Source organism: Terrabacter ginsenosidimutans (assembly GCF_039539425.1).
Classification (GTDB): Bacteria; Actinomycetota; Actinomycetes; order Actinomycetales; family Dermatophilaceae; genus Terrabacter; species Terrabacter ginsenosidimutans.
On sequence record NZ_BAABDC010000003.1, the window covers coordinates 262,313 to 275,920 of the forward strand.

The 13,608-nt window shown below is 71.0% G+C and carries 14 protein-coding genes; 10 read left to right on the forward strand and 4 right to left on the reverse strand.

What is annotated here, in order from left to right:
• The first annotated feature begins 45 nt into the window (after window positions 1-45).
• The 4 genes from ABD831_RS11530 (at window position 46) to ABD831_RS11545 (ending at window position 3,264) form a co-directional block, all read left to right on the forward strand.
• Window positions 46-813, forward strand: coding sequence for a hypothetical protein (locus ABD831_RS11530; protein WP_344946172.1), 768 nt, complete (start codon window positions 46-48; stop codon window positions 811-813).
• Between the two features lie 75 nt (window positions 814-888).
• Window positions 889-1,296: a glyoxalase superfamily protein gene (locus ABD831_RS11535; protein ID WP_344946177.1), complete on the forward strand. Its 408-nt coding sequence runs from the start codon at window positions 889-891 to the stop codon at window positions 1,294-1,296.
• A 283-nt stretch (window positions 1,297-1,579) separates the two neighbouring features.
• Complete coding sequence (locus ABD831_RS11540; RefSeq protein ID WP_344946182.1) at window positions 1,580-1,834, forward strand: hypothetical protein; 255 nt, start codon at window positions 1,580-1,582, stop codon at window positions 1,832-1,834.
• A 41-nt stretch (window positions 1,835-1,875) separates the two neighbouring features.
• Window positions 1,876-3,264 carry an AAA family ATPase gene (locus ABD831_RS11545; protein WP_344946185.1) on the forward strand — a complete coding sequence of 463 codons (1,389 nt, stop codon included), beginning with the start codon at window positions 1,876-1,878 and terminating at the stop codon, window positions 3,262-3,264.
• 86 nt (window positions 3,265-3,350) lie between these two features.
• Here the strand turns inward: ABD831_RS11545 and ABD831_RS11550 are convergent, their stop codons facing one another.
• Window positions 3,351-3,860 carry an SRPBCC family protein gene (locus tag ABD831_RS11550; protein WP_344946189.1) on the reverse strand — a complete coding sequence of 170 codons (510 nt, stop codon included), beginning with the start codon at window positions 3,858-3,860 and terminating at the stop codon, window positions 3,351-3,353.
• 96 nt (window positions 3,861-3,956) lie between these two features.
• Between ABD831_RS11550 and ABD831_RS11555 the strand changes: the two genes are divergently transcribed.
• The 4 genes from ABD831_RS11555 (at window position 3,957) to ABD831_RS11570 (ending at window position 8,280) form a co-directional block, all read left to right on the forward strand.
• Window positions 3,957-4,454: a winged helix-turn-helix transcriptional regulator gene (locus tag ABD831_RS11555; protein WP_344946192.1), complete on the forward strand. Its 498-nt coding sequence runs from the start codon at window positions 3,957-3,959 to the stop codon at window positions 4,452-4,454.
• A 215-nt stretch (window positions 4,455-4,669) separates the two neighbouring features.
• Entirely contained in the window at window positions 4,670-5,824 is a 1,155-nt protein-coding gene (pdhA, locus tag ABD831_RS11560; RefSeq protein WP_344946195.1) for a pyruvate dehydrogenase (acetyl-transferring) E1 component subunit alpha, read from the forward strand.
• Entirely contained in the window at window positions 5,824-6,810 is a 987-nt protein-coding gene (locus ABD831_RS11565; protein ID WP_344946199.1) for an alpha-ketoacid dehydrogenase subunit beta, read from the forward strand. The genes pdhA and ABD831_RS11565 overlap by 1 nt, the downstream gene beginning before the upstream one ends.
• 15 nt (window positions 6,811-6,825) lie before the next feature.
• A complete protein-coding gene (locus ABD831_RS11570; protein ID WP_344946203.1) occupies window positions 6,826-8,280 on the forward strand; it encodes a dihydrolipoamide acetyltransferase family protein in 1,455 nt (484 codons plus the stop codon).
• 99 nt (window positions 8,281-8,379) lie between these two features.
• Here the strand turns inward: ABD831_RS11570 and ABD831_RS11575 are convergent, their stop codons facing one another.
• On the reverse strand, window positions 8,380-9,201 hold the full coding sequence (locus ABD831_RS11575) for an oxidoreductase (protein WP_344946206.1): 822 nt from the start codon (window positions 9,199-9,201) through the stop codon (window positions 8,380-8,382).
• Window positions 9,202-9,464: 263 nt separating this feature from the next.
• On the reverse strand, window positions 9,465-11,588 hold the full coding sequence (locus tag ABD831_RS11580; RefSeq protein WP_344946213.1) for an MDR family MFS transporter: 2,124 nt from the start codon (window positions 11,586-11,588) through the stop codon (window positions 9,465-9,467).
• A gap of 74 nt (window positions 11,589-11,662) precedes the next feature.
• Here ABD831_RS11580 and ABD831_RS11585 point away from each other — a divergent pair, with 74 nt between their 5' ends.
• Entirely contained in the window at window positions 11,663-12,271 is a 609-nt protein-coding gene (locus tag ABD831_RS11585) for a TetR/AcrR family transcriptional regulator (RefSeq protein WP_344946217.1), read from the forward strand.
• A gap of 94 nt (window positions 12,272-12,365) precedes the next feature.
• Here ABD831_RS11585 and ABD831_RS11590 read toward each other — a convergent pair whose 3' ends face one another.
• The gene (locus tag ABD831_RS11590; protein WP_142179321.1) at window positions 12,366-12,728 is read right to left on the reverse strand and encodes a TraR/DksA C4-type zinc finger protein; all 363 of its coding nucleotides are present in this window, start codon (window positions 12,726-12,728) and stop codon (window positions 12,366-12,368) included.
• Between the two features lie 230 nt (window positions 12,729-12,958).
• On the opposite strand from ABD831_RS11590, the gene ABD831_RS11595 reads away from it, so the two are divergent.
• Window positions 12,959-13,585 carry a hypothetical protein gene (locus ABD831_RS11595; RefSeq protein ID WP_344946227.1) on the forward strand — a complete coding sequence of 209 codons (627 nt, stop codon included), beginning with the start codon at window positions 12,959-12,961 and terminating at the stop codon, window positions 13,583-13,585.
• Window positions 13,586-13,608: the final 23 nt, after the last annotated feature.

The following is a 13,608-nucleotide window of genomic DNA, read 5'->3' on the forward strand; positions in this document are numbered from 1 at the left end:
CTCCGACGGCACGAGCCCGGACGCCGAACGGTTCCGGCCGCCGAGATGAGCGCCGGTCCCGTCCGCGAGGTCGTCCCGTCATCCGGGGCGGGGCTGCGTATGCGTGTGGCGAGGTCGGCTCTCGGAGGGGCCGGCGTGCTGCTGGCGGCGTCCACGGCAGTGTGGCCGACGAAGGTCGTCGCTGTCCGCGTGCCCGAGGTCGGTGACTTCACCAAGGGCTACGAGCAGCTGATCTGGTCGTGGGGCCGGGAGGTCGTCTACACCTCGGACGGAGTGCTGCTCGACGCGTTCTCCGGCCCCGACCCGGTGCCCCGGCTCATCCTCCTCGTCACCGTGCTGGTGCTCGCCGCGGCCGGGCTGCTCGTGGGCGTCGTCCGGGCCGGGAGGCGCGGCGAGCTCTGCGCCGCGGTCGGGACGTCGCTGGCGCTCGCGACCGTGACCGCGTCCGTGGTGGAGCGGTGGTCGGTCGACGACCGCACGATCGGGCTGCAGCCGGGACTGGTCGTCGTCACGACGACGGTCGGCTGGCTGGAGGTCGCGTCGGTCGTGCTGCTGACAGCCGCGCTCGCCGCCCTCCTCGTGCCGGTGCTGCTGCCGCGGGTGGCGGCCGCGCTCAGCCGCCGCATGGGGGACGTCATGGCACGGCTGCGCGGGCGTGCCGTCGTGGAGGCCGCAGCGCCGCCGCCCGTCGCGACCCTGCTGGAGCCGGGCTCCATCGGCTCGGGGGAGGTGCCCGCCGTCGGCTTCAGTGACCTGCCCCCCTCGACGGGACCCGATGGGGGAGCGGCGCCGCGGCCCGGGCCCGGCGGCTGAGGGATGGCCGGCGCATAGACGCGTTCGTCGCGGGTGGGACACCGCAGTGTGGGTGGGCGGGCCTACGGTCGGAACATGGAGATGAAGCTCGAGCTGGTGGCGGTGCCCGTGACCGATGTCGACCGGGCCAAGGAGTTCTACGTCGAGAAGATCGGCTTCAACGCCGACCACGACCACACCGTGAGTGACGAGGTCCGGTTCGTGCAGCTCACCCCGCCCGGGTCGGCGTGCTCGATCGCCATCGGCAAGGGGCTCACGCAGATCGTGCCCGGCGGTCTCGACAACCTGCAGATGGTCATCGCCGATGCCGATGCGGTGCGGGCCGAGCTCGTCGGACGCGGTGTCGAGGTGTCCGAGGTCGACGAGCAGCCGTGGGGTCGCTTCGTTCACTTCAGCGACCCGGACGGCAACCGGTGGGCGCTCCAGGAGCTGCCTGCGTGGTCCGCCGGTGCGGGCGGCGACGGCGCCGATCCCCAGGGCTGAGGTGCGGCGCCTCGTCGCGCCGCTGCTGACCGTCGGCGCGGGCCTGCGTGTCGCGGGTGCTGGTCTGGCCGACCGATCGGATGGTCGTCGAGCTGCCTGACGGCACCGAGCAGCCACTGCTCGACATCTGGCTGTGGGGTCGGGTTCGATCCGTGAGCGAGCTCTCGTCCACCGACCTCGATGGCTCTGTCGCCGTGCTGGCCGCCCTCGCCATGGCTGCCGCGCTCGCCGTCGCTGTCGCAGTCCTCTGGCTCCGGCGCTCGCGTGACCGCGCCCGAGGCGGGTGCCGGGTACGGTCGCCGCTGTCGGTGTCGGTGCCGCCCTGGCGGTGGCTGCCGTGGCCGTCAGGCAGGGTGGCGCGACCTTCGGTTGGGCCTCGCCCGGCGGTGTGCCGACGTTCACCCGGACCGTCGTCGCCGTCTTCCCGACGGCGACATTCGCGGTCTGGGGTGCGGCGCTCATCCTCATGGTCATCGTCGTCCTCGTCCGGCGACGGGGTGGTCGGGACGAGTCCTCTGGCGAGCCGGGGTCGGACTGACCGCGTTGGGCGCTGTCGGACCTGCGGCCTACGTTCGGGGCATGCTCACCGCCGTCGCCGTGTCCGGCTACCGCTCCCTGCGTGACGTCGTCGTGCCGCTGCACGGGCTCGATGTCGTCACCGGCGCCAACGGCAGCGGCAAGTCGAGCCTCTACCGGTCGTTGCGGCTGCTGGCCGGGTGCGGCCGCGGTGACGTCATCGGGACGCTCGCCCGCGAGGGCGGGCTGCAGTCGGCGCTGTGGGCCGGCCCGGCGACGCTCGGGGGTGCGCGTGACCGCGGGCACGCCGTGCAGGGCACACGGCGCAAGGGCCCGATCAGCCTTCAGCTCGGGTTCGCCTCGGACGACTTCGGCTACCTCGTCGACCTCGGCCTGCCGCAGCAGTCGTCCGGGGCCGATGCAGGGTCGTCGTCGGCGTTCCTGCGCGACCCCGAGATCAAGCGTGAGGTCGTCTGGGCCGGACCGGTCATGCGTCCCGGCTCCGTCCTGGTGCGCCGCCGGTGGGGCGTCGTCGAGACGAGGGCCACGGCTGCCGGTGACGACGGCTGGGGCTCGGAGTGGGGCGGCCCCGATGACGCCGACGGGTCGGAGTGGGAGTCCGATCCCGTCGAACAGCCAGGCGCCGGGGCCGGCTCACGCGCCGCCTACAAGTCGCCGGGCGCTGCCGAGGGGCGAGCCCCCGGGCGGGCCGCCCGTCCCGGGTGGATCGAGCTGACGCGCTCGCTCCGGCCCTGGGAGAGCATGCTGACCGAGCTCGCCGATCCGGAGCGTGCCCCAGAGCTGCTGCGGGTGCGCCGGATGATCCGCGGCTGGCGGTTCTACGACGGCTTCCGCGCCGACGCCGAGGCTCCGGCGCGTACGCCCCAGGTCGGCACTCGGACCCCGGTGCTCGCCGACGACGGCCGAGACCTCGCGGCTGCCCTGCAGACGATCCGCGAGAACGGCCGATCCGAGCTCGACCGGGCCGTGGCCGACGCCTTCGACGGCGCCATCCTCGACGTGACCGTCGAGGCCGGTCGCTTCGACGTGGCGCTGCACCAGCCGGGCATGCTGCGGCCGCTCGCCGGCGCCGAACTGTCGGACGGCACCCTGCGCTACCTGCTCCTCGTCGCGGCGCTGCTGACGCCCGACCCGCCACCCCTCATGGTCCTCAACGAGCCCGAGACGTCCCTCCATCCCGAGCTGCTCCCGGCGCTCGCGCGGCTCATCCGGTCCGCGGCCGAGCGCAGCCAGGTCATGGTCGTGTCCCACTCCGACACGTTGGTCCGCGAGCTCGGCGTCGTCGATCCGGACGACGAGGACGACGACCTTCCCGTGGGGCTCGGCTCGCCGGCGCGGGGCGTCACCCTCGTCAAGGATCTCGGCGAGACGCTCGTGCAGGGCCAGGGCCTGCTCAGCACCCCGGCCTGGACGTGGGGCTCCCGGCGCTGACGCGCCACCAACCCTGCCCTGACCCTGCCCTGACCCTGCGCGGACCCGCGCGCTGACCATGCGGTGACGGGCCGGTCCGGAGCGGGTCAGGAGGCGGACGGAACCTGCGCGGTGCCGGCGAGCGCAGCGTCCAGGGACTCCTGGTTGCTGAACTCCCCGGGGCGCCCGACGCCCGCCCTGATCAGGTCGCGCAGGCTGCCGACGACGTACTGTCCCCAGGCCGTCTCGCACACGTCGTGGCACTCGACGTCGCGCGTCAGGCCGACGTGGGTGAAGTCGAGCCGGGTGCGACCGTGCGGACCGTCCGGCTGCGTGATCTCGAAGCGGATCGTCGTGCCGGTCCACTCCTCCTTGTCGTCGGTGAAGCTGAGGTGGCTGTCGACGACGAGCCACTCGACCCGCTGCCCCGGCGAGAGGACGGTGGTGCGCTGCTTGGAGAAGTGGATGTCCGGAGTGAGGTAGACCCACTCCGCGCCGAGGGTCGCGGTGTCGCCCACGACGTTGTCGGACCACCAGTGGCGGACGTCGTTGATCGCGTCGAAGACCTGCTGCGGGGTCTGCTCGACGGTGAAGCTGTGGGTCAGGTCGGTGCTCATGTCCCTGTCCTTCTGTCGGATGCTTGCACTTGCATGATGCAAGTCACTCTAGGAGCGGAACTTTCATGATGCAAGCACTTCTCCTACACTTCTTGCATGCTCGGCAGGACGTATGACAGCCAGGTCTGCTCGATCGCCCGCGCGCTCGAGGTGGTGGGCGAGCGCTGGAGCCTGCTGATCCTTCGCGACGCGGTCTTTGCGGGCGTGACCCGCTTCGGCGACTTCCAGCACAATCTCGGGATCGCGACCAACGTGCTCCAGGCCCGCCTCGACGCGTTCGTCGACGGGGGTCTGATGGTGCGTCGGGAGGTCGAGGGGCAGGCGAAGCTGAGCGAGTACGTCGTCACCGAGATGGGCCGCGACCTCGCCCCGACGCTCGTCGCGTTGACCGAGTGGGGTGACCGCTGGGCCGCTCCGGGTGAGCCCCCGATCCTCTATCGGCATGACGGCTGTGCGGAGCCCGTTCATGCCCGCGCCGTCTGCGACTCCCACGGTCCGGTGGACCCCGCTGACGTCCACGTCACGCTGGGCCCCGGGATGCCGGCGGCCTACGTCGCGAACCGTCGCCCCCGTCGCGACCGCTCCGGCGGCTGAGAACCCGCGCCGCAGACCGGGTCCCCACACCCGGCTGGACCGAGATCCGTCCCGCATTGTGAGATTCGCAGGGCTCTCCGGTAAGTTCCGGTTCGAGGACCAAGCACGTGTCCGTCGTCACGAACGGCGGCCCTGCGCCCCCAGAAGCCGACGAGCGGGTGACCCCCGTTTGCGGGCCGAACGAGTAGGCCGGTCTCACCGGCGAAGGAGCCCCAGTGAGCGACAAGGTTGTCGCCGAGCTGCAGGAGCCGACCCCCGCGGTCGGCGACGGTGGCCCGGACATGATCCAGCTGCTGACCCCCGAGGGTCAGCGCGTGTCCCATCCCGACTACGACAAGTACGTCGCGGATCTGACACCCGAGGACCTGCGGAGCTTCTACCGCGACCTCGTCCTCATCCGCCGGCTCGACGCCGAGGGCTACGCCCTCCAGCGTCAGGGTGAGCTCGGCCTGTGGCCCAGCCTGCTCGGCCAGGAGGCCGCCCAGGTCGGTTCCGGTCGTGCCCTCAAGCCGCACGACTTCGTCTTCCCGACCTACCGCGAGCACGGCGTCGGCTTCGTGCGCGGCATGGACCCGCAGAGCTCGCTGCAGCTCTTCCGCGGGGTCAGCCAGGGCGGCTGGGACCCGCAGGAGAACAACTTCCACCTCTACACGATCGTCATCGGGGCCCAGGCGCTGCACGCCACGGGTTACGCGATGGGGGTGCGGATGGACGGCAACGTCGGCACCGGCGACCCCGAGCGCGACACCGCGGTCATCTGCTACTTCGGTGACGGCGCCTCGTCGCAGGGTGACGTCAACGAGGCGTTCGTCTACGCGGCGAGCTTCGACGCCCCCGTCGTCTTCTTCTGCCAGAACAACCAGTGGGCGATCTCCGAGCCCGTCGAGAAGCAGACGCGCATCCCGCTCTTCCAGCGCGCCCGCGGCTTCGGCTTCCCGGGCGTCCGCGTCGACGGCAACGACATCCTCGCCACGTATGCCGTGACGCAGCACTGCCTGGACGAGGCCCGCAACGGCAACGGCCCCCTGCTCATCGAGGCCTACACCTACCGCATGGGTGCGCACACGACCGCCGACGACCCGACGAAGTACCGCGTCTCGGCCGAGGTCGAGGAGTGGAAGTTCCGCGACCCGATCCTGCGCCTCAAGACCCTCCTCGCCCACGAGGGCATGGCCGACGAGGCCTTCTTCGCGCAGATCGACGAGGAGGCCGACCAGTTCGCCGCCGAGCTGCGCGAGGGCTGCGTCACCATGGAGACGATGCCCGGCGAGACGATGTGGGACCACGTCTACGCCGAGGACCACCCCGTGATGGAGGCGGAGCGTGCCGCCTACCTCGCCTACAAGGCGAGCTTCGAGGAGGCGAACTGATGGCGCTCGAGAAGGTCACCCTCGGCAAGAGCATCACCAACGGCCTGCGCAAGGCCATGGAGGCCGACCCCAAGGTCATCCTCATCGGTGAGGACATCGGCAAGCTCGGCGGTGTCTTCCGCATCACCGAGGGCCTGCAGAAGGACTTCGGCGAGGACCGCGTCATCGACAGCCCGCTCGCAGAGTCGGGCATCGTCGGCACCGCGGTCGGCATGGCCCTGCGCGGCTACCGCCCCGTCTGCGAGATCCAGTTCGACGGCTTCGTCTACCCGGCCTTCGACCAGATCGTCAGCCAGGTCGCCAAGATGCACGCCCGCGCCCTGGGCGCGGTCAAGATCCCCATGGTCATCCGCATCCCGTTCGGCGGCGGCATCGGCAGCCCGGAACACCACTCCGAGAGCCCCGAGGCCTACTTCGCCCACACCGCGGGCCTGCGCGTCGTCGCGTGCAGCAACCCCGAGGACGCCCACTGGATGATCCAGCAGGCCGTGGCCTGCGACGACCCGGTGATCTTCTTCGAGCCGAAGCGGCGCTACCACGACCGGGCCGAGTACGACACGGCCGCGCCGTCGTCGCCGCGGGGACTCTTCGAGGCCAATGTGCTGCGCGAGGGCACCGACGTGACGCTCGTCGGCTACGGCCCCGTCGTCAAGACGATGCTCGAGTCGGCCGCCGCGGCCGAGGCCGAGGGCACGAGCATCGAGGTCATCGACCTGCGCTCCCTCTCGCCGCTGCCCATCGACGCGATCGTCGCGTCGGTGCGCAAGACCGGCCGGCTCGTCGTCGTCCACGAGGCGAGCAGCTTCCTCGGCATGGCGTCGGAGATCTCCGCCCAGGTCACGGAGCAGTGCTTCTACGAGCTCGAGGCGCCGGTCATCCGCATCAACGGCGCCAACATCCCGTATCCGCCGAGCCGGATGGAGGAGGAGTTCCTCCCCGACCTCGACCGGATCCTCGACGGCGTCGACCGCGCGCTCGCGTACTGAGAAGGGCTGCGACACATGGCAATCAAGACGTTCAACCTGCCCGATCCCGGTGAAGGCCTCGTCGAGGCCGAGATCGTCGAGTGGAAGGTGTCGCCCGGCGACACCGTCAAGGTCAACGACATGGTGCTCGAGATCGAGACGGCCAAGTCGCTCGTCGAGCTGCCCATACCGTGGGCCGGCACAGTCAAGGAGCTGCTCGTCGAGGTCGGCCAGACCATCGACGTCGGCACGCCGATCATCTCGATCGACGACGGGCTGGGCGGCGAGGCCCCCGCGGCTGCGCCCTCGATCCCGGCGGAGAAGGCCGCTCCGGCCGAAGGTGCCTCCGGTGGTGCCTCCGAGGCGATCCTCGTCGGCTACGGCGCGAAGGCCGGTGCCACGGCCCGCCGTGCTCGCAAGGGCTCGGTCGCCGCTCCGGTGGCGGCAGCCCCGACCGAGACCGAGCAGATCGCGGCGGCCGCACCGGTCGTCGAGCCCGTGGCGCCGGCCGCCCGCGTCGAGTCCCCGGCCCCGGCCGTGCACGTCGCCGGCCCTGCCGGTGGACGGCCCAAGGCGAAGCCGCCGGTGCGCAAGCTCGCCAAGGACCTCGGCGTCGACCTCGCGTCGGTCACCCCGACGGGTGCTGACGGCATCATCACCCGGGACGACGTCACGAACCACGCCAGTGGCGCGGCCGTCAACGGCGCTGTGGCGCAGGCGGACTCGTCTGCGGCACCTGGCGTGACGGCATACCGTATGCCGTTCGGCGCGGGAGAGCGCGAGGAGCGCACCCCGATCAAGGGCGTTCGCAAGATGACCGCGCAGGCCATGGTCGGCTCGGCGTTCACGGCGCCGCACGTCACCGAGTGGATCACCATCGACGTCACGAAGACGATGGAGCTCGTCGACCGCCTCAAGGGCAGCCGCGAGTTCAAGGACGTCAAGGTCACGCCGCTGCTCGTGCTCGCCAGGGCGCTCGTCCTCGCCGTCAGGCGGAACCCGGGCATGAACGCGACGTGGGACGAGGCCAACCAGGAGATCGTCCAGAAGAACTACGTCAACCTCGGCATCGCGGCTGCGACGCCGCGTGGCCTGATCGTCCCGAACATCAAGGACGCCCACGCCATGACGATGCTCGAGCTGGCGCAGGCCATCGGGCGGCTGACGGCGACGGCGCGCGAGGGGCGCACCCAGCCGGCCGAGATGTCGGGCGGCACCCTGACGATCACCAATGTCGGCGTCTTCGGCGTCGACAGCGGCACCCCGATCATCAACCCGGGTGAGTCGGCCATCGTGTGCTTCGGCGCGATCCGCAAGCAGCCGTGGGTCGTCACCGACGCGGACGGCAACGACGAGATCGCGATCCGTCACGTCACGCAGCTCGCGGTGAGCTTCGACCACCGGCTCATCGACGGTGAGCTCGGCAGCCGTTTCCTCAGCGACCTCGCCGCCATCATGGCGGACCCGGCCCAGGCCCTCGTCTGGGGCTGACCCCTGCCGACGTCGAAGGGCCACGAACCGGGGACGGTTCGTGGCCCTTCGACGAGTCGTGCGGGCGGTTCGTGGCCTCTCGACGGTCGAGGTGACCGGTCAGCCGGAGAGGGTGCGCCTCATGACGGCGTCCATGGCGCGGTCGGGGAGCAGGCGCCGGGCCGTGACGATGGCTCGGGCCCCCTTGCCCGCCGGGTAGCGCGCAGCCGGGTTGACCGCCTCGAGCGCCTTGAGCACCTTCTCGGCGACGGCCGCCGGTCCCGAGCTCATCCGCGGCGTGTCCACCCGCTCGAACATGACGGCCATCCGGCGCGCCATGTCCTCGTAGACGGTCCCCACCGAGCGCTCGACGAGGCTCTCGCGGGCGATGGTGTTCCACTCCGAGATGATCGGGCCGGGCTCGATGATGACGACGTCGATGCCGAACGGCGCGAGCTCGATGCGGAGGCTGTCGCTGAAGCCCTCGACGGCGAACTTCGTGGCGTGGTACCACGCGCCGAGCGGCTCGTAGATCTTGCCGCCGATGCTGGAGATGTTGACGATTCGCCCGCGCCGCCGCGTGCGCATGTGCGGGGTGACGAGCTGGGTCAGGCGCGCCAGCCCGAAGACGTTGACCTCGAACTGCCGCCGCGCCTCGTCGATCGGAACGTGCTCGACCGGGCCGTACGAGCCGTAGCCGGCGTTGTTGACGAGGGCGTCGATCTGGCCCTGCTCGGTGATGATGCGGTCGATGCCGGCGACCATCGACGCGTCGTCGGTGACGTCCATCGCGAACGGGATGACGCCGCGCGACTCGAGCGAGGCCATCCGCTCGACCCGGCGGGCGACGGCATACACCGTCCACCCGGACTCGACGAGGTGGATGGCGATGGACTCACCGATGCCGGACGACGCGCCGGTGACGAGGGCTACCTTGGTCATCCCGCCACCGTAGGCCGCCGCGCCCGTCCCGCAAGCCCCGCTCCTCCGAGCCCTCCCGCCACCCCCAACCGTCGAGAGGCCACGAGTGGCCCTACGCCACATGTCGAGGGGCCACGAAGGTCCCTACTTCAGACGTCGAGAGGCCAGCTCTCGGAATGAGCACTGGCCTCTCGACGGTGTCGGGTGGGCCACACGTGGCCTCTCGACGGTGTCAGCGGTGGGCCACACGTGGCCTCTCGACGGTGTCAGCGGGTGGGGCGCGGTCAGCGCACCGCAGCCACGGCCTGCTCGGCGACCCTGGCGTTCTGCCGGTCGACGAGGTAGGCGGCGGTGAGGTCATCACCGACGCTCGAGAGGAGGCGGATGTCGACGGCCTCATGGCGTTCGGCGACGGTCGGCTCACGCGTCGTCATGACCGTGCGGGCGTCGCGCTCGGCCGCCGCAGTGGCGAGCTCGCGCTTGAGCGCCTCGTCGAGGATGCCGCCCGGCACCTTGGCCCGGGCCGCGACCTCGACGGCGAACCGCTCGGTCTCGGCGACGAGGGCGGGATCCTCCGAGGTCAGCATGCGCGACGTGCGGTGCAGCAGCGCCGCGCCGGCGTCGAGGTCACCCTCGCCGAGCCGCGTCACGGCCTGCGTCAGCAGCGGGCGGTCACCGCGCAGGGCCGAGTCGGCGAGCAGGCCCAGGCGCAGCCCGAGCAGGCGCTCGTGCGTACGCGTGTTGCCGGCCTCGCGACCCAGCGGCACCTTGAGCTCGTCGTCGGGCGACGACTGGGACATCGTGTCGAGCAGCTCGATGCCGGCCTCGTCGGGCGTGTGCACGGTGTCGCGCAGCGGCACCTCCTTGATGAACAGGGCGGCGACGAGAGCGAGTGCGAACGGCACGAGACCCCAGACGAACACGGTGTGCAGCGAGTCGGCGAGACCCTGCTGGACCCCGGTGGCCACCTGCGGCGGCAGCGTGGCCAGGGCCGACGGGTCGAGCACCGAGCCGGCGCTGACCTGCTGGCCGGACGCCTGCATCTGCTTGACGACCGAGCTCGGCAGGTGCGAGGCGATGTTGCCGGCGAGCCCGCTGGTCATGATCGTGCCGAACACGGCGGTGCCCACGGTGGAGCCGACGTTGCGGAAGAACTGCGTCGACGCCGTCGCGACGCCGAGGTCCTTGCGCTGCGAGGAGTTCTGGATGATCAGGGTGAAGACCTGCAGCGCCATGCCGAGGCCCACGCCGAAGACGATCATCGACAGGGTGAGGTCTAGCTGGCTCGAGCCGTAGTGCAGCTGGGTCAGCAGCCAGAAGCCGACGCCCATGATGAGGATGCCCGCGATGGTCTGCAGCTTGTAGCGGCCCGTCTTGGTGATGACGAGCCCGGAGATGATCGACAGGCCGATCATGGCGACGGACATCGGCATGAGGATGAGGCCGGAGTTGGTCGCCGACGCGCCGAGGACGCCCTGGGCGTAGACGGGCAGGTAGATCATCGCGCCGAACATCATGACCGACACCATGAAGGCGGCGATGTTCGAGAGCGTGAAGAGCGGGCTCTTGAAGAGGCGGAGCGGCAGCACCGGCTCGACGGCCCGGCGCTCGATGGCGATGAACACGCCGAGCATGACGATGCCCGCGACATACATCCCGATGATGGCGGGGGAGCTCCAGGCCAGCGTGGTGCCGCCGAGCGAGGTGGGCACGAGCAGCAGGATGAGCGTCATCGACAGTGCAGCGATGCCGGCCTTGTCGACGACGGTCTCGCGCGGCGTGTGCTCGAGGTGCAGGAAGCGGCTGATGCCGAAGAAGGCGAAGATCCCGACGGGCAGCGTGATGAAGAAGAGGTAGCGCCAGCCCCAGTTGTCGGTGACGAAGCCGCCGACGAGCGGGCCGAGGATCGAGGCGAGTCCGAAGACGCCGCCCATGAGGCCCTGGTACTTGCCCCGCTGACGCGGCGGGATGATGTCGCCGATGATCGTCTGCGACAACGGCATCAGCGTGCCCATGCCGGCGCCCTGGATGGCTCGGGCGGCGATGAGCCACCAGAAGTTCTGGGCGAAGCCGGAGAGGATCGAGCCGGCCATGAAGACGACAAGCCCGCCGAGGTAGAAGCCCCGACGGCCGTAGAGGTCGCTCATCTTGCCGACGATCGGCACCGTGATCGCGCTGACGAGCATCGCCGCCGTGGCGAGCCACGAGTAGTGGTCGATGCCGCCGAGCTCCGCGACGATGCGTGGCATCGCCGGACCGACGATGGTCTGGCTGATCGACGCCACGAGCATGCCGAGCATGAGCGCGATGAAGATGTTGCGGGTCGAGCGGTCGAGTCCGGGTGCCTTCGTGGCTGTCGTCGAGCTGGTCGCGGTGTCCGTGGCTACCCCCTGGGTCTTCTGTGGCATGTCGTCCACGGTACGCCGATTATGCAGTCACTGCAAAATTGCAGTCCATGCACGGACCGTGGCACCATGGATCCATGAGCACGGACCTGCTGACCGACGAGTCGTGCGGCCTGCGTGAGCGCAAGAAGCGCGAGACCCGCCGCGCGCTCAACCTCGCCGCCCTCGACCTCGTCGAGGAGAAGGGCTTCGCCGCCGTCACGACCGAGGAGATCGCGGCCCGCGCCGGTGTCAGCGCCCGCACCTTCTTCAACTACTTCCCGTCGAAGGAGGCCGCCGTCATCGGCACGACGGCCGAGGAGCTCGAGTCGTATGCCGCCGCCCTCGAGGCCGACGTGGAGGGCGAGTCACCGCTCGACTCCCTCCGCCGGCTCCTCGCCGGCATGCTCGCGCCCACGTCCATCGACCGCGACCTGCGGGCCAAGCGCCGGCGCATCCTGCTCGGCGAGCCGTCCCTCGCGCCCGCCCTGGTCGGCAACAACATCCGCATCGAGAACGCGTTGACCGCGGCGCTCGAGCGGCGTCTGGGCGTCCGGCCCGGGGCCTCGCTCGAGCCGCGCCTCACCGTGGCCGTCGCGATCGCGGCCGTGCGTGCGTGCATCGAGCACCAGCAGAACGGCGGCGCCGGCCGTCTGGAGCGCAACATCGACCAGGCCTTCGACCGCATCGCCGCCGGCGTCCGCTGACGGGGCTCGCTGTCGGGGCTCGCCGACGGGGTTCGCTGTCGGGGTCCGCTGTCGGGGTCTCGTGCCGCCCTGAGCGGGCGTCGCCGGCCGAGTCTCAGCGGCGCAGCGCGGCTCCCGCGTGCTCGATGCAGGTGCGGGCCGTCGGCCGCGCTCGGAGCCGCTCCTCCGGGATCGACTCGCCGCACACCTCGCACCGGCCGTACTCGCCGTCCGAGATCCGTTGGATCGCGGCGTCTATCTCGTCGAGGTGTCGCTCGGCCTGCTCGATGAGAGCGCCGATCTGGGTGCGTTCGTAGGCGATCGTCGAACCCTCGGGGTCGTGCTCGTCATCGGCGATGTTGGCCTCAGAGGCCTCGACGACCTCGGCGAACTCCCTGCGGAGACCAGCGATCCGCTCGACCTCGTTGGCCCGGTCCGACGCCAGCTCTGCCGCGTGGGCGGCCGTCTTGGTGCTCATGTCCCCATCGTCCTCCGGTTCGGTCGCTCCGGCGGGATCGAGTGGCGCACCACACCCCTGCTACGGGGTCATGCCGGCCCGTCCCCTCACCCGGGCCCAGCGCGGCCTCGCATGCCCGTTTCGGGGCCCTGTGGGCGACTCCGTCGCTGGCGCACGTGTATCAGCCGGGAGGCCAGGGATTCCGACCAGTTATGAGTAGCGCCAGGACGCCCGAGGTGAGAGAGGCAGCCATGGGACGGACACGAGAGCACGGCATGGTGTCCGGCCTCGCGTGGGCTGCGAGCCTCGCGACCCTCACGTGGGCCGGGCTGGGCCTGACAGGGGCCCACGGGTTGTCCCGGGACGACGCGGAGCACCTCGCTGCCGCCGTCCACGACACGACGCCGCCGACCGGGCTGCGCCTCGAGGGGGGTCCCAATCCTGACGGGTGGTACTCCGCACCGGCTGAGTACAGGTGGACGGCAGAGGACCGCGACAGTGGGATCGTCTGGTGTCAAAAGGGTTCGGTGGTCACCATCGACACGGACGTCTTGCGGCGGGTGACTGGGACGTGCGTCAACGGCGTCGGCGCCGCGGCACACGCCGGCTTCTCCTATCGGTACGACGGCACGCCGCCGACACTCGACCCCGTGGCCGAGCCTGCGGTCGTGGCGCCCCGCCGGGTCGTCGTCGCCGTGCCCCGGGCCAGGGACGCCCTCTCGGGTGTCGCCGGCCAGAGCTGCAACGGCAACCACGTCCTCAACACCCGCCGCCCGGGGATGCACAGGGTCAGGTGCGTCGCGCGCGACCGTGCAGGCAACCTCGGGACGGCCACGGTGACCTACTGGGTGGTCGGCGCGCGCGGGCGCAAGCACTGAGCGGGTCACGATGGTCCGCCGCA